The sequence below is a fragment of the Pseudomonas sp. GW823-FHT06E10 genome, from assembly GCF_058794995.1.
In genome coordinates, this window is the sequence record NZ_JBXAHJ010000027.1 from 1 (window position 1) to 24,155 (window position 24,155).

The window sequence follows — 24,155 nt, forward strand, 5'->3', positions numbered from 1 at the left end:
CAATTCAACGGCGGGCTGGCGCCAGCTCGCGCCGAAGAAAAACTTAACGTCGTGTCCGGGATTAGTTGACCACTACATCCGTATGAGCATCACTGTCTGTCTCGTATGTCGCGAGAGCGCCGAGAAAGCTTTTCCGGTGACCAATTTTGATGAGTTTAAATGTCCGAACTGTGGCTACTACTCAGTCAATCGACAGTTGATTGAGGAGATGACGGTAGCAAGACAGATCTTTGACACCAAGCGCACCCAACAATTCTTGTTGATCCATTCTCAGTCGGGCCAGGTGCCTGCGATTACGCGTATCGAGGCTACAAAGCATCGATTGATTGTGAAAAGCACGCAAAAAGGGTGGGGGTGGGTCAGGCGTCGCTGAACGCTTTGAAATTCAGCTCGCCGTCGATTTCCAGCGTGTCCATGACGCCTAATCCTTCCTGCTCCGCGACGATGCGCACTTTGAGCCCGCGGAACTCGCCAATCTTGTAGTCGAAGCCCTGGCAATCGTGCTCAACCATCTGCTGGTGCGCATCGGTCAGCGCTTGCGCCAAGCCGTCTTTGATCTCAACGATCTTTTTCATGGTGATGCTCCAGTCAGGCGCCGCCCTCCGTGATCGGATGCGATAGTGGGAAATGGTTTTTTGATCTACGCTATTAGTTCGATGGCAATTGAGTATTTCGTCGTGAACAACAAAACTGAAGAGAAACCGGAAGTTTGGCGAAAGAAAATTATTGGTGAAGCTATAGGGCTCACTTTCAAGGAAATGGAGAACTATGTCACTTGCATCCATAGGAAGGGTGATAGTGACGAATTTATCATTTTCTTTGGGCTAGAGACGCCAGTGCTGGTGCTCTCCAAAATCCGTGGTTTGCAAGACGGGTTGTTCACCCACACGCAGTCAATCGATTTTGATGGGCTGCCAGCAAGCTGCATTTAATTTGTCTGGGGGCCGGTCTTTGCAAACTCATTCAGCTGTCGCGACCACTTTTCCGTAACTGCGATTTCAGGTCGCGACATGCTTGCGAAGCGGGCTGACTCATCGGCAGGCAATGCGGCGCGGTTGATCAGGCGCGTCGGCACCGTCTCCTGCCATTCCTCGACGTCGTGGCGTACGCCGCCACATCTCCCAATCAGGCGCCGCCATCTGTGACCGGATGCACAGCAAAGTGATGGTGATTTTGATTTTGGTGAGCTATTACTGATATTTGGCAAGGACCGGCTTTTAGAGGGGGGCGTATGCTGGCACTGCTGGAAGACGTGATTGGGATAAACCGAGGTGGTCTTATCAGTCATCCGTATAAATTCAAGATGGGGTCAAAAAAAGGGCAATACATCTACACTTTTAACCCCGAGGACAGAGTTTTTCATGGGGGGCAGCGAAGCAGATCTTCGAGTGCTGATTAAAAATGGGCAGTTCAATGGGGCTGGTGGAATTTTTATGGTACCTGCAGGAAGTAATAATACCGATCGCCGCAGCGTATTGAGCGTACTCCGCTATAAAGGTGAGCTACTTCCTATCCGTTCAATACCGGGTTGACCTGATCTGCCAGGGGGTCGATTCCGCGATTTACGACGGATTAGAGCGCCCCAAGGCCGGAAGCCCGCAACTCGACACCGACCAATTGTGTTCAAGGTTTCAACTGACTATTGGGCAGCGCGTTAGGCCATTGTCGGACAGGCCATTGGGAAATCCATCCGTCCGTCTAAAAGCAAGACTTTATTCAGGGTATGGGCTGAAGTGTGGGCTGTCAGATTTCTCCAAACGGCAGAAACGACAAAGCCCTGAAAAACCAGGGCTTTGTCGTATAAAGATGGCGGAGGCGATGGGATTCGAACTCATGGACCTGTTACAGTCGACGGTTTTCAAGACCGTTGCCTTAAACCACTCGGCCACACCTCCGTTTGCGTTGCGGGCGCCATAATACCTGAATGAAACACACTGTCAAACTCTCTGCATAGCTTGTTACAGAGCGTCTGTTATGATCTTTGCGACTGAACGTTTCAAACCAACAGGAGTGTCGCCATGCGCGAACAGGATTACGCAGTTAATAACAGCGTGCAGGCTGAGCAGCTAGAGGTTAGCCGCGTCCTGCGCAACACATACGGCTTGCTCGCCCTGACCCTGGCTTTCAGCGGTGTGACAGCCTACGTTGCCCAGCAGATGCATGTTGGCTACCCGAACATTTTCGTGGTGCTGATCGGCTTCTATGGTCTTTTCTTCCTCACCAACAAACTCCGTGATTCGGCCTGGGGCCTGGTGTCGGCATTTGCCCTGACCGGTTTCATGGGTTTCCTGCTTGGCCCGATCCTCAACCGTTACCTGGGTATGCAGGGCGGCGCTGAAGTGGTCAGCTCGGCTTTCGCGATGACGGCGCTGGTGTTCGGCGGTCTGTCGGCGTATGTGCTGATTACCCGCAAGGACATGAGCTTCCTCGGCGGTTTCATCACGGCAGGCTTCTTTGTGCTGCTGGGTGCGACGCTGGCGAGCCTGTTCTTCCAGATCAGCGGCCTGCAACTGGCGATCAGCGCAGGTTTCGTGCTGTTCTCCTCGGTCTGCATTCTGTTCCAGACCAGCGCCATCATTCATGGCGGCGAGCGTAACTACATCATGGCCACCATCAGCCTGTATGTATCGATCTACAACCTGTTCGTCAGCTTGTTGCAGCTGTTCGGCATCATGAGCCGCGATGACTGATCCTCGGCCTTGAACTAAAAAACCCGCTCAGGCGGGTTTTTTATTACCACAAATCCAGGCCTACTCTGTAATGACGATGCTGCCGTCGGCTTGTTGGCGGTAGATGGTGTAGGGCAACAGCAGTGTGTCCATCGCCCCGGACACGACCACGTCGAGCAGCACGATAGCGGGGGCGGGACCATGTACCTGCGCATCCCGGCCGTCTTCGAGGGGCGCGTTCAGGTAGCAGAAGTCGTAGGTCACGCCGCTGTAGATTCGCGGTACCGCGCCGCAGTAACTCTTTTGTTCCTTGAGACTTTTCGAGGCCACTTCGTCACTGCGCACAACCGTCTGAATCGTGCCGCAACCCGCCAACATCGTAGCCACCAGTAGTATTGCCTGAGTTTTCATGCCGTCAATCCTTCGCCGGAAACCATCAATCTACTTCAGTCTGAAACAAATATCACTCACGCCATGGGCGGCAACCGGCGCTTGACCGGGGTTTTCTTGACGATCGCCGTATTGGTTTCAGCGTGGGTGTTGAGTCGGTCGAGCAGGGTGTCCAGTTGTTCCATCGAGCGCACATGCAGGCGCGCGATGAAACAGTCGTCGCCGGTGACCTTGTCGCACTCGGTGAATTCGGGAATGGCCATGATTTGCCGCTCCACTTCCTGCAATTGCCCCGGCAACGGGCGAATACGCACGATGGCCTGGAGTTGATAGCCGAAGCTTTTCGGGTCGATTTCAACGGTGTAGCCCTTGAGTACGCCTCGCTCTTCCAGGCGGCGCAGACGCTCGGCAACACTGGGGGAAGACAGGCCGCTGATTTGCGCCAGGGCCTTGAGCGAGCGTCGCGAGTCCTCCATCAGCGCGGTGATCAGCAGCTGGTCGATGTCATCGGTCATGGCGAAACCCTCTGTTAGGCATTTTTTCAAAAAGGCCTTGATAAAAAAGGCAGATCCCGAGTTTAGCCTGCTTTTTGCTCTGGAGTAGCCCCTGGGTGCATTGGCATACTTTGGCCACAAACACAGGAGTCTGATGATGGACAAAACCCTACACCGCGGTTCGTTCGAAATGACGGCCGCCATGCTGATCTCCGGCACCATCGGCTGGTTCGTGCTGGTGTCCGGGCAACCGGTGCTGGATGTGGTGTTCTGGCGCTGCCTGTTCGGAGCTGGCACCTTGTTGCTCATTTGCGCGGCTTTCGGCTTTCTGCGCCCCGGCATTCTGACCCGCACCACGTTCCTGCTCGCAGTGCTCAGCGGTGTGGCGATCGTCGGCAACTGGGTGCTGTTGTTCGCGTCCTATTCCCGGGCGTCAATTGCCATCGGCACTGCCGTCTATAACGTCCAGCCGTTCATGCTGGTCGGGCTGGCGGCGTTGTTCCTCAACGAAAAGATTACCGCGCAGAAACTGACCTGGCTGGGCGTTTCGTTTCTCGGGATGCTGGCGATTGTCAGTGCCCATGGCAGCCAGGGCGAAAGCGGCAGCGATTACCTGATGGGCATTGCCTTGGCGTTGGGCGCGGCGTTTCTCTACGCAATTGCCGCGTTGATCATCAAGCGCCTGACTGGAACCCCACCGCATTTGATCGCGCTGATCCAGGTCAGCACAGGTGTGCTGTTGCTCGCGCCCTTCGCGAATCTTTCGGTGCTGCCGCAGGCGCCAAGCGCGTGGGCCAGCCTGGTGACGCTGGGTATGGTCCACACCGGCGTGATGTATGTGTTGTTGTACGGCGCGATTCAAAAACTGCCGACGGCGTTGACGGGCGCGCTGTCCTTCATCTACCCGATCGCGGCGATTTTCGTCGACTGGTTTGCCTTCGGTCATCGCCTGGAGCCACTGCAATGGATTGGAGTCGCGGCGATTCTGTTGGCCGCTGCCGGCATGCAACAAGGCTGGTCGCTGAAGTTTCGGCGCACGGTGACGCCTTGAGTGCCAACCAGGAGCGTCAGATGTTCCAGCGCGGTGCGCTCTTGGCCAAGCGCTGGCGCATCTCCCCGACGTTGGCGGCCAGTTGCCGGGTCAGCAAACGATACCCGTCCAGCGCGTTGTAGACCGGCGCATCAAGGCTGACAAGCGGCACATCCACGGGGCGATTGAGCCGCTGGGCGGCGCCTGATTTCAACGCCCGGGCCATGCCGATCAATTGCACGCGAATCTGTCGATGCTCGGCTTTCAATGCCGTTTGCATCAGCGACATCGCCTCGAGGTCATTGGCATCCGGTCGGGTATTGCCGAGGATTTCCAGGGTGCTGACGCACATGCGCAGGTTGCGTTGAAGGGCATCGAGTTCGGTCATGGAAATCTTCACTTCCTTGGACACCGAGGGCATCAGTGAGCGAAGTTGCACCATCGCCGCGTTCAGGCGAGTCATGAGCTTGAGGTGTTCGTCGGCGGTGATGGCCTGGCCGTCAACGATGCGCCCGTAGACTTTCGCGCAATCACGCAGCGCATCGGCCAGGTTGTAGCGCCAGGAATAAACCGCGTACAGCGGCAGGGCAAAGGAAAACGCCAGGGCCAGGGCAATGCCGATCAGGATATCCACCCCGCGCCACAAGCCATCGGTGACCGGGTTGTCGCCGTGCCCCGCGACGATGAACACGGTAATCGCCGACAGCAGCGCCGTGTAACCACCCTTGCCGATGGCGTGATACGAGAAAAACCCGCAGACCACCGACATCGCGAAATAGGTCAGCCAGGGCATCCCCAGCCAGGCCTGTTGTGCCACCAACACCAGGCCGACACCGGCGCCGATCAAGGTACCAATGGCGCGCTCGGCGGCTTTCTTGCCGATGTTGCCGTGGTGCTGCAAGCCGCCTATCACCACCAGCATGGTCACCGACGCCCACTCACCGTGGGGCAGATGGATGCCGGTGGTCAGCAGGATCGTCGCCAGCAACCCGAGCGACACCCGCACCGCATGGATCACCCGGGCATGGCGGTAGCGCCGGTACGGGTCCAGCAACGGACGCAGCAATCGGCGCAACAGCGGTGGCAATCGTTGGGCTCTGGATGTACTCAGGCTGGCTCTCCTCAGAAGATGTAGTCGGTGGTCAGGAAGCTCGAACTGCGGCCGCTGATGATCTCGCTGATCAGGTCTTTGTTGGTCTCTTGGAACTTGGTGGCCACCAGGGTGCGGATCGAAAACACCCGCAGTGCGTCATGGACCGACAAGGTGCCTTCGGCCGAGTTCTTGCGACCATTGAAGGGATAGGTGTCCGGGCCGCGCTGGCACTGGGCATTGAGGTTGATGCGCCCGACCTGATTGGCGAAGGTGTCCACCAGCCGGCCAACCGCCACCGGGTTGGTGCCGAAGATACTCAATTGCTGGCCAAAGTCCGACTCCAGCACGTAGTCGATCACGGTATCCAGATGACGGTAGGGCACGATGGGGATGACGGGACCGAACTGTTCTTCCTGATAAACCCGCATCTGCGGCGTGACCGGGTACAGCACCGCCGGGTAGAAGAATGACGCACGAGCCTCGCCACCGTTGGGGTTGACTACCTTGGCGCCTTTGCTTTCGGCATCCGCCACCAGTGCATGCAGATAGTCGACCTTGCCCGATTCCGGCAGCGGTGTCAGGGCTACGCCACTTTCCCAGGGCATGCCGGGTTTGAGGTTGGCGAGCCTGGCATTGAATTTGTCGATGAAGGACTCGACCACGTCTTCATGGACAAACAGGATCTTCAGGGCGGTGCAGCGCTGGCCATTGAATGACAGCGAACCGGTCACCGCTTCACTGACCGCGTTGTCCAGATCCACTTCCGGCAGGACGATGCCCGGGTTTTTCGCATCCAGGCCCAGCGCCGCGCGCAAGCGGTGGGGTCTCGGATGGAGTTTTTTCAGGTCACTGGCGGCCTTGTTGGTGCCAATGAAGGCAAAGATGTCGATCTTGCCGCTGGCCATCAGCGCACTGACCGTCTCGCGGCCGCTGCCATAGATGACGTTGATCACCCCGGTCGGAAAGCTGTCGCGGAAGGCTTCCAGCAGCGGGCGAATCAGCAGCACGCCGAGCTTGGCCGGCTTGAACACCACGGTGTTGCCCATGATCAGCGCCGGGATCAGCGTGGTGAAGGTTTCGTTCAACGGATAGTTGTAAGGCCCCATGCACAGGGCCACGCCCATCGGCACGCGACGGATCTGGCCGAGGGTGTCCTGTTCCAGTTCGAAACGGCTGGAGCGGCGATCGAGTTCCTTCAGGGCGTTGACGGTGTCGACGATGTAGTCGCAGGTGCGGTCGAACTCCTTTTCCGAGTCCTTGAGGTTCTTGCCGATTTCCCACATCAGCAACTTGACCACGGCGTCGCGCTGCTCGCGCATGCGCCCGAGGAAGGTTTCGACGTGCTGGATGCGTTCGGCCACGCGCATGGTCGGCCACAGGCCCTGGCCACGGTCGTAGGCACGGACCGCTGCGTCCAGAGCGGTCAAGGCGGTGTCGGCATCCAGCAGCGGTGTGCTGCCGAGGATCACCTGTTCATCGCCATTCGGGCCTGCCAGGTATACCGGGCTGCGGACCAGGGCCAGCGGCCCGTTCCAGGTTCTGAGTTGGCCATCGACCAGGTACTCGCGCTGCTCGGTCTGGCCGTCAAGGCGGTACTTTTCCGGGATCTCGGCGGGGCTAGGGAACAGGTTCTGGAGAATATTGGCTGTGGTCATGTCGCTACCCCTCTGGATTGGCTGATGCACTGGTGAATCGTTTTAGCAGACCTCAGCAACGCTTGTCATGACTCATCTCAGGGTTTTGCCGAACAGCATGATGTCCGGGGACTTATCGGTGCCTTGCGTCATGGCCTCAGAAGCGCCCCTTGTTGGCCCCCAATGCCCTCAACCTGCCCGCGCGGGGTGCCTTAATGTTGACTCTCCTTGATCACAACAAAAAAGTGCACCCGGCTGGCCGGGCAGCCATTGAGAGGACAGCCATGCGGGCAAGCCGATTAACTGAAAAGCCTAGCCTTTGTTTGGCCTTGGTGGGCTGTGTCTTTGCGGCGTTGCTTGCAGGGTGCGGCAAAGAGTCGAACAACCCGCCGACCCGCAGCGAAGCAGGTGCCGCGAGGCCCGCCGACGCGGAACTCGCGCAGGTCTACGACAACAGCTGCAAGCTTTGCCATGCCAATCCGGCGGCCGGGGCGCCGCTGACCGGCGATATCAAGGCCTGGCAACCACGGGTATTACAGGGCGCCGACACGCTGCTCGATCACGCGATCAACGGTTACAACGGCATGCCGCCGATGGGGATGTGCATGCAGTGTTCGCAAGAACAGTTCCTGGCGCTGATTGCCTTTATGTCCGGCCAGCAAATCCAATAACAAGAACGGCAGGGTGCGATTCATGACGATGGACCTGACACGGCGTCAGTTGTTGCAACGGGCGAGCGTCATTGGCGCCTTTACCGCGCTCGGCTCAACGCCGGCAGTGGCCGAGCTGCTGCGCGCGCCACGCCTGATTCCCTGGCGCAATTGGTCGGGAGGCCAGAGTTGCCTGCCGGCGGCGCGGTTGGCGCCCAAGAACCTGGATGAGTTGACGCAAGTGGTGCGCCAGGCCCCCGGCAAGATTCGTCCGGTGGGCTCGGCGCATTCCTTCAGTGCGCTGGTGCCCACCGACGGCACCTTGCTGTCGCTGAGCTATTTCACGGGTTTGCTCGATCACGATCGGCAAACGCTGCAGGCCGAGTTCGCCGCCGGCACGCCGATGTCACGCATGGGCACGCCGCTCAAGGACATCGGCCAGGCCCTGCAAAACATGGCTGATATCGATTACCAGACCCTTGCCGGCGCGATCTCGACCTCGACCCACGGCACCGGCAAAGACTTTCAATCGTATTCGGCGCATGTCTGCGGCTTGCAGTTGGTGGCCGCCAACGGCGACGTGCTCGACTGCGATGCCAGCCGCCATCCTGAAGTGTTCAGTGCCGCGAGGGTGTCCCTGGGCGCGCTGGGCGTGGCCACCAGGGTACGCCTGCAAAACCGCCCGGCGTATCGATTGCGGGAGCGCCAATGGATCGCTAAAACCGAAGAGTTACTGGAAGACCTCGACAAGAACACCCGGGAAAACCAGCACTGGGAAATGCTCGTGGTGACGCATTCCGACTACGCCTTGTCGATCGCCCTGAACGAAACCGGCGACCCGGCTACACCACCGGTCCCGGCGGATGAGGAGGGCGGCAACGAGTTTGTCACGCTGATCGAGAAGATCGACAAATACGCCAGCGACTTCCCGGACCTGCGTCGCACGATGCTCAATAACTTGCGCCACCTTGCCAGTTTCGATGACCGGGTGGGTGACTCGTTCGACATCTATGCCAACGTGCGCACGGTACGTTTCAATGAAATGGAATACTCCGTGCCGGCCGAATACGGCCCAGCCTGTTTGCGCGAGATCCTCAAACTGATCCAGGACAAGGACCTGCGCACCTGGTTTCCGATCGAGTACCGTTACGTCAAGGCCGACGACATTCCCCTGAGCATGTTCGAAGGTCGCGACAGCTGTTCGATCTCGGTCCACCAGCATTACCAGATGGATCATCACAACTTCTTCGCCGCCATCGAGCCGATTTTCTGGAAGTACAACGGCCGGCCGCACTGGGGCAAGTTGCACACGCTGAATGCGAAAAACCTGCAGTCGCTGTACCCGCGCTGGCAGGAATTCATCCAGGTGCGGCAGGCGCTCGACCCCAGCGGCAAATTTCTCAACGCGCACTTGTCATCCATTCTGGGGGTGAGCTGATGGCCGTCAATCGCCGCAATTTCTTGCTCGGCACCGCCGGTGTCGGCGCCTTGTTGGTGGGTGTCGGGGCGTGGCTGCGGCCGGGTGACCGAGGCGCGCCGTACAGCGATTACTTCCTTGCGCTGAACCGCGAACTCAAGGACCACGGCCCGATGCGACCGGTGATGCTGATCGACCTTGATCGGCTGGATCACAACATCGATGTGGTGATGCAATCGGTCAAGCGCGCCGGCAAGCACCTGCGCCTGGTGGAAAAATCACTGCCGGCACCGGGGCTTCTGGCCTACATCGTCCAGCGCGCCGGTACGCAACGGCTGATGTCGTTTCACCAACCGTTTCTCAATCATGACGCGGTGCAGTTTGCCGAGGCCGACATTCTGCTGGGCAAGCCGCTACCGGTGCGTTCGGCCGAGTTGTTCTATCAGTCGCACAAGGGACCTTTCGACCCTTCGAAGCAATTGCAATGGTTGCTCGATACGCCGCAACGCTTGCAGCAATACCTCGCCCTGGCTCAAGGGCTGGGCACGCGAGTACGGGTGAACATCGAACTGGATGTCGGGCTGCATCGCGGTGGCGTCAGCGACCTTGGCGTACTCGGGCAGATGCTGGCGCTGATCAGCCAGCACCCGCAGCACCTGGAATTCGCCGGGTACATGGGCTACGACCCGTTCGTGGGCATGGGCGTGCCGGGGATCCTGGGCTCGCCCGAGGAGCTGTTCGCCAAGGTAATGGTGGTTTACAACCGCTGCGTCGATTTCACCCGTCAGCAATACCCCGGTCTGTGGCGCGAAGGGCTGACCCTCAATACGGCCGGCAGCCCGAGCTATCGCATGCATGAACACGAACAGCTCAGCAGCGAAGTGTCGGTGGGGACGGGGCTGCTCAAGCCCACTCATTATGATTTGCCGTCACTGGCGGAGCATGTGCCGGCCGCTTTTATCGCCACGCCGGTGCTGAAAAGCACCGGGGCTGTGAATATTCCGGCGCTGGATGGCAAGTCCAGGCTGTTTTCCTGGTGGGACACCAATCAGCGCGAGACGTATTTCATCTATGGCGGTAACTGGATGGCGGAGTTCGAATCGCCAGCGGGGTTGCAGAGCAATGGCGTGTATGGCCGCAGCTCGAACCAGGAAATGGTCAATGGTTCGGCCGCGGTGGGGCTGACGGTTGAGGACCAGGTGTTCTTGCGGCCTGCCCAGACGGAGTCGGTGTTGTTGCAGTTCGGGGATTTGCTGGCGGTTCGGGGTGGGCGGATTGTGGATAGCTGGCCTGTGTATTCCTGAAGTTTTTCAGTGTTTGTTCCGCCGTCATCGCGAGCAAGCTCGCTCCCACAATTTGGAATGCATTTCCCAGTTGGAATGCATCCCCCCCTGTGGGAGCGAGCTTGCTCGCGATGGCGTCAGTTCAGTCAAAACGCATACGGAATGCTGACCTTGGCCCAAAGCATTTCCCCTTCAGGCCGGTTTTCCACGTCGAACTCCTTGGCCCAGCGAATCTCCGCGCTGGCGTATTCGAGAAAGGTCCAGTGCAGCGCCGGACCAATGGCAAACACCTGGCCGCGCACCCCGTCGTTCACGTCCTGGCCATTGAACTGCACGGTGTGGCCGAACTGTTTGTCGTCGGTGGTTTGCTTGAGGTAGTAGCCGTTCAACCCGAGCATCAGGTCGTCGGTGATCTTGAAACTGGCGGAATAATCGAAGTGGAAAATCTGCCCCGACTTGTAGTCGGTGTCCTTGTTTTTCTCGTTGAAACTGTAGGTGGTCTTCATCGACACCTCGGTTCTGTCCGTCGGCAGCCAGGTGAAGGAGAACAACGGTTTGTAGGTGTAGAAGTTGTTGCTGGTGTTGGCCAGGCGGTCAACGCTGTACTCGCCGGTCGGCACGGTGATTTCGATGGCGGCGCCGAGGGTCAGATTCGGGCCCATGTCCCAGAGGATGATCGGCGCGACCGTGGTGTCGCCCATGCCTTCGCGGGTGTCCTGCAAGCCGAACACCGAGACTTCCTGCTTGAGCCAGGGCTGCGCGATGTAGCCGGCCAGCCGGCCGCCAAACACGCGCACCGGGCTGAGGTAATCCAGGCGCGGAATGACCGCCGTGGACTCGATCTCGACGTTCGGCACCTTGCCGCCGAGCGAGCTGATATTGAGCTTCGTGGCTTTGTAGTGGTTGTAGTAGAGGTTGAACGCAACCATGTTGTCCGGAAGGCTGTCGGGCGAAAGCGGCAACATGAAAAAACCGTCGGTGCCGGTGCCGATGTTGTCCACGCCAGTCTCGGTGGCCAGTGCCGGTTGCAGGGCGCAGACGCCGGCCAGGCCAATGGCCGTCAGGGGGAGTGTCGTGCGGGTCGGGATCATGGGTGTACTCATTATTATTGTTGTCGGGCTGTCCGGCATCCATACGAGGGCCGCAACATAGAAATAAGCTGTCTGTGCCCTGCAAGGCAGGGTATTGGCGGCCATTTAGGGGGACTTCTGCGGACAGTCTTTGAGCCCTGTGCTAACTTCCTTCGACATAACCGGTTACAAAAATAAGAATGCAGCTCGACCCGGAATGTATAGCCCCATGCAAATGAAAGTGATCGATCCCACCTTTGAACTGGCGCTGGTGTCGCCGTTTCTCCTGCAGACGCTGGCCGAAGTCGCCGAGCAAAAAGGCATCCACCCCGAGAGCCTGTGCCGAGGGTTGGGCTTTGACTTTGAAGACCTGCAGGACCCGGCACAGCGCATTTCCTACCGCCAGGCCGTGGCCATGATTCAGCGCGCGCTCAAAGTCCTGCCCAATCAGGGGCTGGGCTTGTGGGTCGGCGCGCAGAATGTGCTCGGCACGCTGGGGTTGTTGGGGCATGTGTTGTCGCTGTGCAAGACCCTGCGCGATGCCTTCGAACTGGGCATTCGTCATCAACACACCTCTGGCGGCATTGTCGTGTCGAGTGTGGAGGAGGCGGGGGATCGGGTGTTTATCGACGTTGAATGCCGCTTGCCGTTCGCCGACGTGCAGTTGTTCGCGGTCGAGGAGTTTTTCGCCAGCCTGCTGGTGTACGGCCGGGCGCTGGTCGGGGCGGATTTCAAGCCGACGGCCGTGGAGTTCGTGCATGCCGCGCCGGACTATCTCGGCGAGTATTCGCGCCTGCTGGGGCCGGACGTGCGTTTCGGTTGCCTGCAAAACCGCATGGTGATCGATGCGCATTGGCTGGGCGTTCACTTGCCCAATCATCATTCCCTGGCCCTGCGTCAGGCCGTGAAACTGCTCGAACTGGAAGCCGCGCAGGTGCACCAGAAAATGGATCTGATCCAGGCGGTGGAACGGGCGATTGCCCGGGACCTGACCGAGGGCAGCCACATCGAGAAAATCGCCGGCGACCTGAACATGAGCAGCCGCACCTTGCGCCGCCGTCTCACCGAACATGCGCTGACGTTCGAAACGCTGCTGGAACAAGTGCGCCAGGCCCGCACCATGAGCCTGCTGGCCAACCCGGACATGTCCATCGAACGCATCACCGAGGAAGTCGGCTACAGCGACGTGCGCAGCTTTCGCCGGGCTTTCAGGCGCTGGACCGGCAAGAGCCCGAGTGCGTTCCGCAACGAAAGCCCCGGCGTGGTTTGATCTTCTGTGGCGAGGGGGCTTGTGTGGCGAGGGGGCTTGCCCCCGTTGGGTTGCGAAGCAGCCCCCAAAACCTGGCGACTCGGTATGACTGAAAATATAGGGGAGCGCTACGCGCTCCAACGGGGCGGTGCGGCGATCCGACAAGCCCCCTCGCCACACAAGCCCGCTCGCCACACAAACCCCCTTTGCCACAGGTTCCTGGCCTCTGACGGCACACAAACCCTCGTACTCCGGTTAAACTCCATGCTCTTTTTCAAGGAGTTCATATGAGTCATTACCAGCCGGGCATTCTCGCCACCCCCGTTCCGCCTCAAGCTCGCCATATGTTCTTCGCCCTCGAATCCGTTGCGGCACTGCCGGCCGCGCTCGACAACTTGATGCAACTGGTGGACGGGAAATCGGCTGTCGTCGGCTTCGGCGAATCCCTGGTCAAGGCGCTGGATGGGCAGATCGAAGGCCTGCGCACTTTCCCGGCACTGACTGGCGTCGGCGTCGACAATCCGTCGACCCAACACGCGCTCTGGTGCTGGCTGCACGGTGAAGACCGTGGCGAATTGCTCAACCGCAGCAACGCCATCTCGGCGGCACTGGCCCCGGCGTTGCGCCTGGTGCAGATGAACGAAACCTTCCGCCACATGACTGGCCATGACCTGACCGGCTACGAAGATGGCACCGAGAACCCCCACGACGCAGCCGCCGTGACCGCCGCCCTGGTGGGTGAGGGCGCGGACGGCACGGTGGGTGGCAGCTTCGCCGCGATCCAGCAGTGGCAGCATGACTTGAAAGGTTTTCATGGGCTGTCGGCGGATGAAAAAGACAACATCATGGGCCGTCGCTTGAGCGATAACGAAGAGATCGACGACGCGCCGGTTTCCGCCCACGTCAAACGCACCGCCCAGGAAAGCTTTGCGCCTGAAGCCTTCGTGGTGCGCCGCTCGATGCCGTGGATCGAAGGTGACCGTGCCGGCCTGATGTTCCTGGCCTTCGGTTTTTCCCTCGACGCCTTCGAAGCCCAACTGCGCCGCATGAGTGGCCTGGAAGACGGCATCACCGACGGTCTGTACCGCATCAGCCGTCCGATCACCGGTGGCTACTACTGGTGCCCGCCGCTCAAGGACGGTCGACTGGACCTGCGCGCATTGCGCGTCGGCTGAGCCGCAAGGAGTGCCTATGAACCTGGTGCGCTGGGGCATGATCGGCTGTGGCAGTGTCGCTGAACGCAAAAGCGGGCCGGCCTTCTACAAGGCGCCCGGATCGGCGTTGGTCGCTGTGATGGGCCGGCGCCTGGAAGCCGTCACCGACTACGCCACGCGCCACGGCATCGCTCGGGTCTACACCGATGCGCAGGCGCTGATCAACGATCCCGAGGTCGACGCGGTGTACATCGCCACGCCGCCCGACAGCCATCACGCCTATGCTTTGCAGGTGGCCGCGGCCGGCAAGCATTGCTGCGTGGAAAAACCGATGGCGCTGAATGCCGGGCAAAGCCGTGAAATGCAGCAGGTGTTTGCCGATGCCGGGTTGCACCTGTTCGTGTCCTATTACCGACGTTCGCTGCCACGCTTCCGGCAAGTGCGGCAATGGCTGGAAGAGGGGCGGATCGGCGAGGTCCGGCACCTGAGCTGGACCCTCACCAAAGCCCCGTCGGCAGCGGACCGGAGCGGCACCGATAACTGGCGCACCGACCCGGCAATTGCCGGTGGAGGTTACTTCGCCGATCTGGCCAGCCATGGCCTGGACCTGTTTCAGTACCTGTTCGGCGATATCGTCGAAGTCGCCGGGTTCACCGCGCGGCAGGCCGGTTTGTACGCGGCCGAAGATGCCGTCAGCGCCACTTGGCGGTTTGCCAGCGGGGCACTGGGCATGGGCTGCTGGAACTTCGTTGCAGACCGTCGCGAAGACCGGGTCGAAGTGATTGGCAGCGAAGGCCGGATCACTTTTTCAGTGTTCGATGAACACCCGGTCGAGCTGCACGCTGGCGAGCACCTCAGCCTGACCATCGAGCATCACGCACATATCCAATGGCACCACGTATTGGGTATGAATGCGCATATTCGTGACGAGACGCAGCACCCCGCCGTGGCCGAGCAGGCGCTGAAGACCGATTGGGTGATGGACCAGATTCTCAAGCGGCACTGATTCTTCAGATCACACACAATCCCCTGTGGGAGCGAGCCTGCTCGCGATGGTCGTCAACGATAACGCTGGAAGCCTGACACCCCACGGCGTTCTCGGGTTTATCGCGAGCAGGCTCGCTCCTACAGTTTTGGATTGCGTTGTGCATCTAACCTTATGCGCATTCGGTATTTCTCAACCCTGTCATAACTTATCTAAGATCACGTCATAACTCGTTATAACAAGTGATCTGCCATGACCGATAACGTTCTATCCCTGAGCAGCGTCCCGTTGCACACCCAGCTGCGAGATGTGCTGCGCGCCCGCATCCTCGACGGCGAATACCCGCAAGACAGCCAGATGCCTTCAGAAAGCGAACTTGGCGCGTTGTTCAAGGTCAGCCGCATCACCGTGCGCCAGGCCTTGGGCGATCTGCAAAAGGAAGGGCTGATCTTCAAGATCCACGGCAAGGGCACTTTCGTCGCCAAGCCGAAAACCTTCCAGAACGTCAGCACCCTGCAAGGCCTGGCCGAGTCCATGACCGATCGCGGCTATGAGGTGATCAACCGCCTGCGCAGCTTCAAATTCATTGCCGCCGACAAGCTCGTGGCCGAGCGTTTGCAGGTCGCCGAAGGCGAGGTCGTGGCGCAGATCAAACGTGTGCGCCTGATCAATCGCGAGCCGGTTTCCCTGGAAATCACTTACCTGCCCAAGGCCATTGGCGAGCGCCTGGAAAAAGCCGACCTGGTCACCCGCGATATTTTCCTGATCCTGGAAAACGACTGCGGCCTGACCCTGGGGCACGCCGACCTGGCCATCGATGCGGTACTGGCCGACAGCGACCTGACCCACGCGCTGAACGTTGAACCTGGCTCGCCAATCATGCACATCGAACGCCTGACCCACGATGTCGACGGTCGGCCGCTGGACTTCGAACACCTTTACTACCGTGGCGATGCCTTCCAGTACCGCCTGCGGATCGACCGGCAAAAAGGGGAGCAGGCATGACCCGAAGCACTTTGGAGCAGGAATACGACATCGTCGTGATCGGCGGCGGCACCGCCGGCCCCATGGCGGCGATCAAGGCCAAGGAACGCAACCGCGACCTGCGGGTGTTGTTGATCGACAAGGCCAACGTCAAGCGCAGCGGCGCGATCAGCATGGGCATGGACGGCCTGAACAACGCGATCATTCCCGGCCACTCGACGCCGGAGCAGTACACCAAGGAAATCACCATCGCCAACGACGGCATCGTCAATCAGGCCGCGGTGTACGCCTATGCCACCCACAGTTTCGAAACGATCGAACAACTGGACCGCTGGGGCGTGAAATTCGAGAAGGACGAAACCGGTGACTACGCGGTGAAAAAGGTCCACCACATGGGCGCTTATGTGTTGCCGATGCCGGAAGGGCACGACATCAAGAAAGTCCTCTATCGGCAGTTGAAGCGCGCGCGGGTGAGTATCACCAATCGCCTGGTCTGCACCCGATTGCTGACAGATGAAGAGGGCGCGGTCAACGGCGTGATGGGCTTCGACTGCCGCACGGCGGACTTCCACGTGATCAAGGCCAAGGCGGTGATCCTCGCCTGCGGTGCCGCCGGACGCCTGGGGTTGCCGTCTTCGGGCTACCTGATGGGCACCTACGAAAACCCGACCAATGCCGGCGACGGCTACTCGATGGCCTACCACGCCGGGGCCGAACTGGCGAACCTGGAATGCTTCCAGATCAACCCGCTGATCAAGGATTACAACGGCCCGGCCTGCGCCTACGTCACCGGCCCGTTGGGCGGCTACACCGCCAACAACAAGGGCGAACGCTTCATCGAGTGCGACTACTGGAGCGGGCAGATGATGTGGGAGTTCCATCAGGAACTGGAAAGCGGCAATGGCCCGGTGTTCCTCAAGCTCGATCATCTGGCCGAGGAAACCATCCAGAACATCGAAGAGATCCTGCACAGCAACGAGCGTCCGAGTCGCGGCCAGTTCCACGCCAATCGCGGCACCGACTACCGCACGCAGATGGTCGAGATGCACATCTCGGAAATCGGTTTTTGCAGCGGGCATTCGGCGTCGGGGGTGTGGGTCAACGAGAAGGCCGAGACCTCGGTCAAGGGCTTGTACTCGGCGGGAGACATGGCTGCGGTGCCGCACAACTACATGCTCGGTGCGTTTACCTATGGGTGGTTCGCTGGCCAGAACGCGGCGGATTTTGTCGCCGGGCGCGAGTTTGCAGCGCTGGATGCCCGGCAGATCGAAACCGAAAAACAACGGGTCTACGCACCACTGGAGCGTGAGCACGGCCTGCCGCCAGCCCAGGTCGAATACAAGCTGCGGCGCTTGGTCAACGACTACCTGCAACCGCCGAAAGTGACCAGGAAGATGCAGATCGGCCTGCAACGCTTCAGCGACATCCAGCGTGATCTCGACCAGATCAAGGCGCACAACGCCCACGAGCTGATGCGCGCCATGGAAGTCAGCATGATCCGCGACTGCGCCGAAATGGCCGCCCGCGCTTCATTGTTCCGTGCCGAAAGCCGCTGGGGGCTTTACCACCATCGCGTCGATCACCCGCAACGCAACGACCGCGACTGGTTTTGCCATTGCCACCTGAAGAAAGACGAGAACGGTTTGATGAGCAGTTTCAAGAAAGCCGTCGAGCCTTACATCATCCCGCTCGATGCCGACGAGATGCAGGCCTACGACCGTCTGCGGGTCGGCGCGGATGCCGCCTGAGCATCACCCAAGAGAGACCGTGAAATGGCCTATCAAGCCCAGGAAATTTTCTTCCGTTCCAACGCCCCCGTCACCGTCGACGAGGACAAATGCATCGCCCACAAAGGCTGCACCGTGTGCGTCGACGTCTGCCCGATGGACCTGCTGGCGATCAACCCGGCCACACAAAAGGCCTACATGGCGTTCGACGAATGCTGGTACTGCATGCCCTGTGAAAAGGACTGCCCGACGGGTGCGGTGAAAGTCGAAATCCCGTACCTGCTGCGCTGAAACACTGTCCCACAGTGGATCGAGGCCAGACGCAAGTCCTGCATACACCAGAAAAACCTGTGGGAGCGAGCCTGCTCGCGAAGCGGCCAGCCCAAACAACCACAAAGCCATCCGGCACCACCGGACGCCTGATTCAAGACACCCCTCGTTTCCCACCGCGCCCTGATCGTGGCGGAGACGAACATCCTATAAATGATTCGAGGGGAAACACTCATGATGTTGCGTGCAGCTTTGGCCGGTCTGGTACTGGCTTCATTCACCCTGTCGGCCTCGGCCGAAACCATCCGCATTGCCATCGGTACCCAGGACACCACCATCAACTGCGCCGCCGGCGGATTGTTGATTCGCGAACTCGGGCTGCTGGACAAATACCTGCCCCACGATGGCCCCTACAAGGACGCCCAATACGAGGTGCAGTGGAAAAACTTCACCAGCGGCGCACCCCTGACCAACGAAATGGTGGCCGGCAAACTCGACTTCGGCGCCATGGCCGACTTCCCCGGCGCGTTCAACGGCGTAGCGTTCGAAACGGCGGGCAAGCACAGCCTGTTTATCAGCGTGCTGTCGGGCAGCATCAAGGGCAGCGGCAACGGCATCGTGGTGCCAAGCGCATCGGGTGTGCAGTCGCTGGCAGAGCTGAAGGGCAAGACCATTTCCGTGCCGTTCGCTTCCACCGCCCATGGCATGCTGTTGCGCGCCGTCGCGGCCCAGGGCTGGGACCCGCTCAAGGACGTGAACATCATCGCCCAGCCGCCGGAAGTCGCCGGCTCCGCGTTGCAGGCCGGCAAGATCGATGCTCACGCTGACTTCGTTCCCTTCGCCGAACTGTTCCCCAGCCGTGGTTTCGCCCGCAAGATTTATGACGGCGCCCAGGCCAACGCGCCGACCTTCCACGGTGCGCTGGTCGATCAGGCCTATGCGAAAAAGTACCCGGAAATCGTTGTCGCTTACCTGCGGGCGAGTATCGAAGCCAACCAGCTGCTGGCGGCTGAGCCGGAGAAATACAGCGAGTTGATCGCCAAGGTCACCGGAGTCGATGCCGAGGTCAATTATCTGTTCCATGGCCCACTCGGTGTGCAGACCCGCGACCTGAGCTGGAAGCCGGAATACCGTCAGGCCGTGGGCACCGCCATCGATACCCTCAAGTTGTTGAAGAAGGCCGATCGCGGTCTGGATCTCAACACCTTCATTGACGACCAATACATCCGCGCCGCCTTCAAGGCCTCGAACCTGGACTACAGCGCGCAACTGGCCAGTTACGGGCAGGCGCCGCTCAAGGCCGTCGATGCCGCCAGCGGCCAAACCATCACCGACTTCAGCCACGTGGCGGAAATCTGGGTGCGCGGCGAGCCGAAAGTCCGTCAGTACGCCTCGGCGCAAGCGGCGTTTGCCGCGCTGGCCAGCCTCAAGCAGGAAGGCCGGAGCATCCGCGCGGTGTACGCCCAGGCCAGCGACAGCGGGATCAAGCTGCTGGCGGATCAGGCGTGGTTTGCCACCGACGGGAAAGGGCAATTGAGCGCGTTCCTGCTCAAAGGTCAGGCCCAACAGTTCGCCACGGCGCAGGGCGGCAAGGTCTACGACTTCACCGATGCTACCGCACAGGCCGTGGCTGTTCGCTAACAGCCGAAACACCACAGCCCCCTGTAGGAGCGAGCCTGCTCGCGAAAAACGTCCGGACAACGCGATCCGTCAGACAGAGCGCGTAATCGTTGGCGTTCTTCGCGAGCAGGCTCGCTCCTACAGGAGGTGGGTTGAGAGGAATAATTGTGTACCGATCATATTCACGCTGGATCCCCAGAGCCGCGTCCTTGCTGCTCTGCCTGCTGTTCTGGCAACTCGCCGCCAGCTACCACTGGAACCTCGGCCTGGTGACCTTCGCCAACGTCCCGACACCCGTGGCGGTCATTGAAGCCGCCCTCGGCCTCGGCGACTCGGGCAAGCTCGCCCAGCACCTGGGCAGCAGCCTCGGCCGGGTATTCGCCGGTTACCTCGCGGCGCTGATCATTGGCGTGGCCCTGGGCCTGGCCATCGGTCGCTCGAAATGGGCCGAAGATCTCTTGCTGCCGCCCCTGGAAGTGCTGCGCCCGATCCCGGCAGTGGCGTGGATTCCCCTGGCGATCCTGATGTTTCCCTCGTCGGAACTGTCGATGGTGTTCATCACCTTCACCGGCGCATTGTTCCCGATCCTGCTCAACACCGTGCACGGCGTCGAAGGCGTCGATCCACGGCTGATCGCCTCGGCGAAAAGCCTCGGGGCAGGGCGCCGGGCAATCCTGCTGGAGGTCGTTCTTCCGGGCGCTGCGCCTAGCATCATCACCGGCCTGGCCATCGGCATGGGCACCTCGTGGTTCTGCCTGGTGACGGCGGAAATGATCTCCGGCCAATTCGGCATCGGCTATTACACCTGGGAGTCCTACACCATCCAGAACTACGCCGACATCGTCGTCGGCATGTTGCTGATCGGCGTGCTCGGGATGGGCAGCAGCCTGTTGACCAAGCGTCTGGGCGGGCTTTTCACGCCTTGGCATCGACCACGAGGAAAAGCCTGATGAGCGTTTTTCAACACCTGGAAGGGCGTATCGACATTCGCGGGCTGTCAATCAGCCTGGGCGAGGGGGGCGCGGCTTTCGAAGCGGTACAGGGCCTCGACTGCCAGATCGAGCCAGGGCAGTTCGTGTGCATTCTCGGGCCGTCCGGTTGCGGCAAGTCCACCTTGCTCGGCGCCCTGGCCGGCCACCTGCAACCGCGCACCGGCACGCTGAATGTCGATGGCGCAGCGGTGTCGGGCCCATCGCCCCAGCGCGGCATGGTGTTCCAGCAGCACACACTGTTTCCTTGGCGCACGGTGCGTGACAACGTCGCCTTCGGCCTGAAAATGCGCGGCGTCGGCAAGGCCGAACGGCACAAGGCGGCGGATGAAATCCTCGCCCTGGTGGGCCTCGAAGGTTTTGCCGGGCGCTGGCCCGACCAGCTCTCCGGTGGCATGCAGCAACGGGTGGAAATCGCCCGGGTGCTGGTCAACCGTCCGCGCCTGTTGTTGATGGACGAACCCTTTGGCGCCCTCGATGCCCTGACCCGGTTGAACATGCAGGAACTGCTGCTGGATATCTGGACGCGCATCCGCACCACCGTGGTGTTTGTCACCCATGACATCGACGAAGCGCTGTTCCTCGCTGATCGCCTGTTGGTCATGAGCTCGCGCCCCGGGCGAATCATCGAAGACCTGCGCCTGGACTTCCCCAGGCCGCGCAGCACGGAACTGATGACCCGCCCTGAATTCTCGCACCTCAAGCGCCATTGCCTCGAACTCCTGCGCCACGAAGACGGTCGGCAACTGCCGCGCCTGAACCCGCTCGGACTTCCCCCTGAAAACAAACTGCCGCGATTTGCCCTATGACCTCACTATTCGATGTAACCGATAACGACGACATTCTTGCCCTGCAACCGCGCCTGACCGATGACGACCCCGGCATACGCCGGATCGCGCTGATCGAACTGGCCGATCTCGAGGAGCCGGATGGCCTGCTGTGGTTGATCGATCGACTGGCCGAAGACCCGATTGCCGACGTTCGCGCCGAAGCCGCGCGGTTGCTGGAAGCCTGGGAGGATGAGCCCGTGGTCGAGGCGTTGTGCCAGGCGCTGACGGATCCATCCCCGGCGGTGCAGGCGGCCGCAGCGCAGAGCCTTAGCCTGCTCAAGAGTGAAGCGGCGGGCCGGGTCATTCTGCCGTGGACCGGGCATGCCGACAGCGGCGTACGCATCGCCGCGTTCAGGGCGTTGCGCGAGTTGCGTTGCCCCGATGCCGCTACGGCGGCTGCCGCTGCATTGGACGATGAAAGCGCCAGCGTGCGCCGCGAGGCGGTGGGCGTGCTCGGCTGGCTCAAGCAACTCGATGCCTTGCCGGCCCTGGCGCAGTTGGCCAGCGCTGACCCGGACACTGAAGTTCGGCGTGCCGCCACCGGGGCGTTGGGCCTGGCGTCTGACGCGCAGGTGCTGCCGGCCCTGCGCCAGGCCTTGCGCGACACTGCCTGGCAAGTCCGCGAAGAAGCCGCCACCACCCTGGGCAAGGTCGGCCATCTCGACGCCGGCCCGGCCCTGATCGACGCCTTGGGCGACGATTACTGGCAAGTGCGTCTGCGCGCCACCCGTAGCCTCGGTCGCTTACGTTATGGACCGGCGATCGATGCGTTGATCGACACCCTCGGCCACCGCATCAGCAACCTGCGCAAGGAAGCCGCGTTGGCCCTGGGCGAATTGAGCGACCCGCGGGCCATCGCGGCATTGCAGGCCGCACAGGACGACGGCGACCCGGAAGTGCGCAAGGCCGTGCGCATTGCCTTGAGTCAACTGCAATGAATCCGCTGGCGGTGGGTAATTCTCGAAGCAAACAGCAGTTGCGACTGAACTGGCCGGATGGTCGCGAACAGGTGTTGGACCATGCCGAATTGCGTCGCCAGTGCCCGTGTTCGCAGTGTCGGGCGTTTCGCATGCGGGGAATGGTGCCGATGGTTGATGGGCGGGTTCGGGTTATCGAATTGCACTCGCAGGGGTATGGCCTGCAACTGGTCTTCAGCGATGGCCATGAGCGGGGGATTTATCCGTGGGCGTACCTTGCACAACTCACCTCTTGAGTCACTGAAATCCAATGTGGGAGCGAGCTTGCTCGCGATGCGGCCCGGTCAGTCGATACACATGTTGAATGAAAGACCATCGCGAGCAAGCTCGCTCCCACAGGTCACTGGTCCTGCCACCAGATGATTGACGGTTCTTGCCAGGCAAAAGCCAAAAGAGTACAAATGTACTCCATGACGACTCTGACTCCCCGCCGTACCGCCATCCTGACCTTTATCCGCGATCGCATCGCCGAGCACGGTCAGCCTCCGAGCCTCGCTGAAATCAGCGAGGCGTTCGGTTTTGCCTCCCGCAGCGTGGCGCGCAAGCATGTGCTGGCGCTGACCGAAGCCGGGTTTATCGAGGTCAACCCGCATCAGGCCCGGGGCATTCGCCTGCTCGGGCAGCCGCCGCGTCCCGAGTTGCTGGACATCCCGGTACTCGGCCGGGTGGCGGCCGGTGCGCCGATTGGGGTCGATGCGCAAATCCATAGCCGCTTGCTGCTCGATCCGTCGATCTTTTCGCGGGTGCCGGACTACATGCTGCGGGTCCGGGGTGACTCGATGATCGAGGACGGCATTCTCGATGGCGATTTCGTGGGCGTGCACCGCAACCCCGAGGCGCTCAACGGCCAGATCGTCGTGGCGCGACTCGACGGCGAAGTCACCATCAAGCGCTTCGAGCGGGTCGGCGATGTGGTTCGCCTGCTGCCACGCAACCCGGCCTACCAGCCGATCATTGTCGAGGCCGACCGGGACCTGGCCATCGAAGGCGTGTTCTGTGGCCTGGTGAGGCAAGGCTGATGGGGGCCGTCGTTGCGCTGGATACGCTGTTCAATGGCGGCCAGGTCTGGAAGGGCCGGCCTGCGCCACCGGCTGCCAGCCCGCAACCCACCGGGCATGCCGCGCTGGACGCCGCATTGCCCAGCGGAGGCTGGCCGGAGGCGGCGCTGACGGAAATCCTCTTGGCCGGGCAGGGCGTGGGCGAGTTGCAACTGGTGTGGCCGACGCTGGCACGGCTGTCGGCGGCGGGCGAGCGCATCGTGCTGGTGGCGCCGCCTTATGTGCCGTATCCCCAGGCGTGGCAGGGTGCCGGGGTCGATCTGCGTCAGTTGTCGATCATCCAGGCCAGCGAGCGCGATGCGCTGTGGGCCGCGGAACAATGCCTGCGTTCGGGCAGTTGCGGTGCGGTGCTGTGCTGGCCGCACAAGGCCGATGACCGTGCCTTGCGCCGCTTGCAGGTGGCGGCGGAAACCGGCCAGACCCTGGCCTTCGCCTATCGTCCTCTCAGTGAAGCGATCAACCCTTCGCCGGCGGCCTTGCGCATCGCCATCGATGCCCGACCGGCACAATTGCGCGTGCTCAAGTGCCGCGGCGGCCTGGTCCGTTCGGCGCCGATTGCCTTCGCCGTGGGGCATTGAGGTT

Annotated in this window: 26 protein-coding genes and 1 tRNA gene; 20 read left to right on the forward strand and 7 right to left on the reverse strand. The window is 60.9% G+C overall.

Annotated elements, in window-relative coordinates; translation table 11 throughout:
* The coding region (locus AC1Q6Y_RS27545) for a hypothetical protein (RefSeq protein ID WP_492625609.1) at positions 1 to 373 on the forward strand (373 nt) is incomplete at its 5' end.
* Here AC1Q6Y_RS27545 and AC1Q6Y_RS27550 read toward each other — a convergent pair.
* Entirely contained in the window at positions 360 to 575 is a 216-nt protein-coding gene (locus AC1Q6Y_RS27550) for a hypothetical protein (RefSeq protein ID WP_492625610.1), read from the reverse strand. The genes AC1Q6Y_RS27545 and AC1Q6Y_RS27550 overlap by 14 nt on opposite strands.
* Before the next feature lie 102 nt (positions 576 to 677).
* On the opposite strand from AC1Q6Y_RS27550, the gene AC1Q6Y_RS27555 reads away from it, so the two are divergent.
* Positions 678 to 932, forward strand: a complete 255-nt coding sequence (locus tag AC1Q6Y_RS27555) for a hypothetical protein (RefSeq protein ID WP_492625611.1) — start codon at positions 678 to 680, stop codon at positions 930 to 932.
* Positions 933 to 1,807: 875 nt separating this feature from the next.
* Here the strand turns inward: AC1Q6Y_RS27555 and AC1Q6Y_RS27560 are convergent.
* Positions 1,808 to 1,895: transfer RNA gene (locus tag AC1Q6Y_RS27560), tRNA-Ser, on the reverse strand.
* Between the two features lie 123 nt (positions 1,896 to 2,018).
* Between AC1Q6Y_RS27560 and AC1Q6Y_RS27565 the strand changes: the two genes are divergently transcribed.
* A complete protein-coding gene (locus tag AC1Q6Y_RS27565) occupies positions 2,019 to 2,690 on the forward strand; it encodes a Bax inhibitor-1/YccA family protein (RefSeq protein WP_057714309.1) in 672 nt (223 codons plus the stop codon).
* A 60-nt stretch (positions 2,691 to 2,750) separates the two neighbouring features.
* On the opposite strand, the gene AC1Q6Y_RS27570 is transcribed toward AC1Q6Y_RS27565, so the two are convergent.
* Positions 2,751 to 3,080: a YceK/YidQ family lipoprotein gene (locus tag AC1Q6Y_RS27570; RefSeq protein ID WP_057714311.1), complete on the reverse strand. Its 330-nt coding sequence runs from the start codon at positions 3,078 to 3,080 to the stop codon at positions 2,751 to 2,753.
* 56 nt (positions 3,081 to 3,136) lie between these two features.
* Entirely contained in the window at positions 3,137 to 3,574 is a 438-nt protein-coding gene (locus AC1Q6Y_RS27575; protein ID WP_090455719.1) for an Lrp/AsnC family transcriptional regulator, read from the reverse strand.
* Between the two features lie 136 nt (positions 3,575 to 3,710).
* Here AC1Q6Y_RS27575 and AC1Q6Y_RS27580 point away from each other — a divergent pair, with 136 nt between their 5' ends.
* Positions 3,711 to 4,604, forward strand: coding sequence for a DMT family transporter (locus AC1Q6Y_RS27580; protein WP_492625612.1), 894 nt, complete (start codon positions 3,711 to 3,713; stop codon positions 4,602 to 4,604).
* Between the two features lie 16 nt (positions 4,605 to 4,620).
* Here the strand turns inward: AC1Q6Y_RS27580 and AC1Q6Y_RS27585 are convergent, their stop codons facing one another.
* Both AC1Q6Y_RS27585 and AC1Q6Y_RS27590 read right to left on the reverse strand, forming a co-directional pair.
* The gene (locus tag AC1Q6Y_RS27585) at positions 4,621 to 5,670 is read right to left on the reverse strand and encodes an FUSC family protein (protein ID WP_492625613.1); all 1,050 of its coding nucleotides are present in this window, start codon (positions 5,668 to 5,670) and stop codon (positions 4,621 to 4,623) included.
* Between the two features lie 35 nt (positions 5,671 to 5,705).
* The gene (locus AC1Q6Y_RS27590) at positions 5,706 to 7,331 is read right to left on the reverse strand and encodes an NADP-dependent glyceraldehyde-3-phosphate dehydrogenase (RefSeq protein ID WP_492625614.1); all 1,626 of its coding nucleotides are present in this window, start codon (positions 7,329 to 7,331) and stop codon (positions 5,706 to 5,708) included.
* Positions 7,332 to 7,594: 263 nt separating this feature from the next.
* Between AC1Q6Y_RS27590 and AC1Q6Y_RS27595 the strand changes: the two genes are divergently transcribed.
* From AC1Q6Y_RS27595 to AC1Q6Y_RS27605, 3 genes are all read left to right on the forward strand, one after another.
* The gene (locus AC1Q6Y_RS27595; protein ID WP_492625631.1) at positions 7,595 to 7,981 is read left to right on the forward strand and encodes a c-type cytochrome; all 387 of its coding nucleotides are present in this window, start codon (positions 7,595 to 7,597) and stop codon (positions 7,979 to 7,981) included.
* A 22-nt stretch (positions 7,982 to 8,003) separates the two neighbouring features.
* Entirely contained in the window at positions 8,004 to 9,398 is a 1,395-nt protein-coding gene (locus AC1Q6Y_RS27600) for a D-arabinono-1,4-lactone oxidase (RefSeq protein WP_492625615.1), read from the forward strand.
* Positions 9,399 to 9,472: 74 nt separating this feature from the next.
* Positions 9,473 to 10,681 carry a DSD1 family PLP-dependent enzyme gene (locus tag AC1Q6Y_RS27605; protein WP_492625632.1) on the forward strand — a complete coding sequence of 403 codons (1,209 nt, stop codon included), beginning with the start codon at positions 9,473 to 9,475 and terminating at the stop codon, positions 10,679 to 10,681.
* Positions 10,682 to 10,806: 125 nt separating this feature from the next.
* Here the strand turns inward: AC1Q6Y_RS27605 and AC1Q6Y_RS27610 are convergent, their stop codons facing one another.
* On the reverse strand, positions 10,807 to 11,751 hold the full coding sequence (locus AC1Q6Y_RS27610; protein ID WP_090455709.1) for a SphA family protein: 945 nt from the start codon (positions 11,749 to 11,751) through the stop codon (positions 10,807 to 10,809).
* A 208-nt stretch (positions 11,752 to 11,959) separates the two neighbouring features.
* Here AC1Q6Y_RS27610 and AC1Q6Y_RS27615 point away from each other — a divergent pair, with 208 nt between their 5' ends.
* From AC1Q6Y_RS27615 to imuA, 13 genes are all read left to right on the forward strand, one after another.
* A complete protein-coding gene (locus tag AC1Q6Y_RS27615; RefSeq protein ID WP_492625616.1) occupies positions 11,960 to 13,000 on the forward strand; it encodes an AraC family transcriptional regulator in 1,041 nt (346 codons plus the stop codon).
* Between the two features lie 266 nt (positions 13,001 to 13,266).
* On the forward strand, positions 13,267 to 14,154 hold the full coding sequence (locus tag AC1Q6Y_RS27620; RefSeq protein ID WP_090455703.1) for a Dyp-type peroxidase: 888 nt from the start codon (positions 13,267 to 13,269) through the stop codon (positions 14,152 to 14,154).
* Positions 14,155 to 14,170: 16 nt separating this feature from the next.
* On the forward strand, positions 14,171 to 15,139 hold the full coding sequence (locus AC1Q6Y_RS27625) for a Gfo/Idh/MocA family protein (RefSeq protein WP_492625617.1): 969 nt from the start codon (positions 14,171 to 14,173) through the stop codon (positions 15,137 to 15,139).
* A 231-nt stretch (positions 15,140 to 15,370) separates the two neighbouring features.
* The gene (locus tag AC1Q6Y_RS27630; RefSeq protein WP_340312164.1) at positions 15,371 to 16,123 is read left to right on the forward strand and encodes a GntR family transcriptional regulator; all 753 of its coding nucleotides are present in this window, start codon (positions 15,371 to 15,373) and stop codon (positions 16,121 to 16,123) included.
* Positions 16,120 to 17,850, forward strand: a complete 1,731-nt coding sequence (locus AC1Q6Y_RS27635; RefSeq protein ID WP_492625618.1) for a fumarate reductase/succinate dehydrogenase flavoprotein subunit — start codon at positions 16,120 to 16,122, stop codon at positions 17,848 to 17,850. Before AC1Q6Y_RS27630 ends, AC1Q6Y_RS27635 begins: the two co-directional genes overlap by 4 nt.
* A 24-nt stretch (positions 17,851 to 17,874) precedes the next feature.
* Positions 17,875 to 18,120, forward strand: coding sequence for a 4Fe-4S dicluster domain-containing protein (locus AC1Q6Y_RS27640; RefSeq protein ID WP_008050632.1), 246 nt, complete (start codon positions 17,875 to 17,877; stop codon positions 18,118 to 18,120).
* A gap of 213 nt (positions 18,121 to 18,333) precedes the next feature.
* Complete coding sequence (locus tag AC1Q6Y_RS27645; protein WP_340312160.1) at positions 18,334 to 19,740, forward strand: ABC transporter substrate-binding protein; 1,407 nt, start codon at positions 18,334 to 18,336, stop codon at positions 19,738 to 19,740.
* Between the two features lie 146 nt (positions 19,741 to 19,886).
* Positions 19,887 to 20,669, forward strand: a complete 783-nt coding sequence (locus AC1Q6Y_RS27650; protein WP_492625619.1) for an ABC transporter permease — start codon at positions 19,887 to 19,889, stop codon at positions 20,667 to 20,669.
* The gene (locus AC1Q6Y_RS27655; RefSeq protein ID WP_154859768.1) at positions 20,669 to 21,517 is read left to right on the forward strand and encodes an ABC transporter ATP-binding protein; all 849 of its coding nucleotides are present in this window, start codon (positions 20,669 to 20,671) and stop codon (positions 21,515 to 21,517) included. Before AC1Q6Y_RS27650 ends, AC1Q6Y_RS27655 begins: the two co-directional genes overlap by 1 nt.
* A complete protein-coding gene (locus AC1Q6Y_RS27660) occupies positions 21,514 to 22,476 on the forward strand; it encodes a HEAT repeat domain-containing protein (protein ID WP_492625620.1) in 963 nt (320 codons plus the stop codon). The genes AC1Q6Y_RS27655 and AC1Q6Y_RS27660 overlap by 4 nt, the downstream gene beginning before the upstream one ends.
* The gene (locus AC1Q6Y_RS27665) at positions 22,473 to 22,751 is read left to right on the forward strand and encodes a DUF971 domain-containing protein (RefSeq protein ID WP_492625621.1); all 279 of its coding nucleotides are present in this window, start codon (positions 22,473 to 22,475) and stop codon (positions 22,749 to 22,751) included. The genes AC1Q6Y_RS27660 and AC1Q6Y_RS27665 overlap by 4 nt, the downstream gene beginning before the upstream one ends.
* A 165-nt stretch (positions 22,752 to 22,916) precedes the next feature.
* Positions 22,917 to 23,534, forward strand: coding sequence for a transcriptional repressor LexA (gene lexA, locus AC1Q6Y_RS27670; RefSeq protein WP_492625622.1), 618 nt, complete (start codon positions 22,917 to 22,919; stop codon positions 23,532 to 23,534).
* Positions 23,534 to 24,151, forward strand: coding sequence for a translesion DNA synthesis-associated protein ImuA (gene imuA, locus AC1Q6Y_RS27675; RefSeq protein WP_492625623.1), 618 nt, complete (start codon positions 23,534 to 23,536; stop codon positions 24,149 to 24,151). The genes lexA and imuA overlap by 1 nt, the downstream gene beginning before the upstream one ends.
* The last annotated feature ends 4 nt before the right edge of the window (positions 24,152 to 24,155 follow it).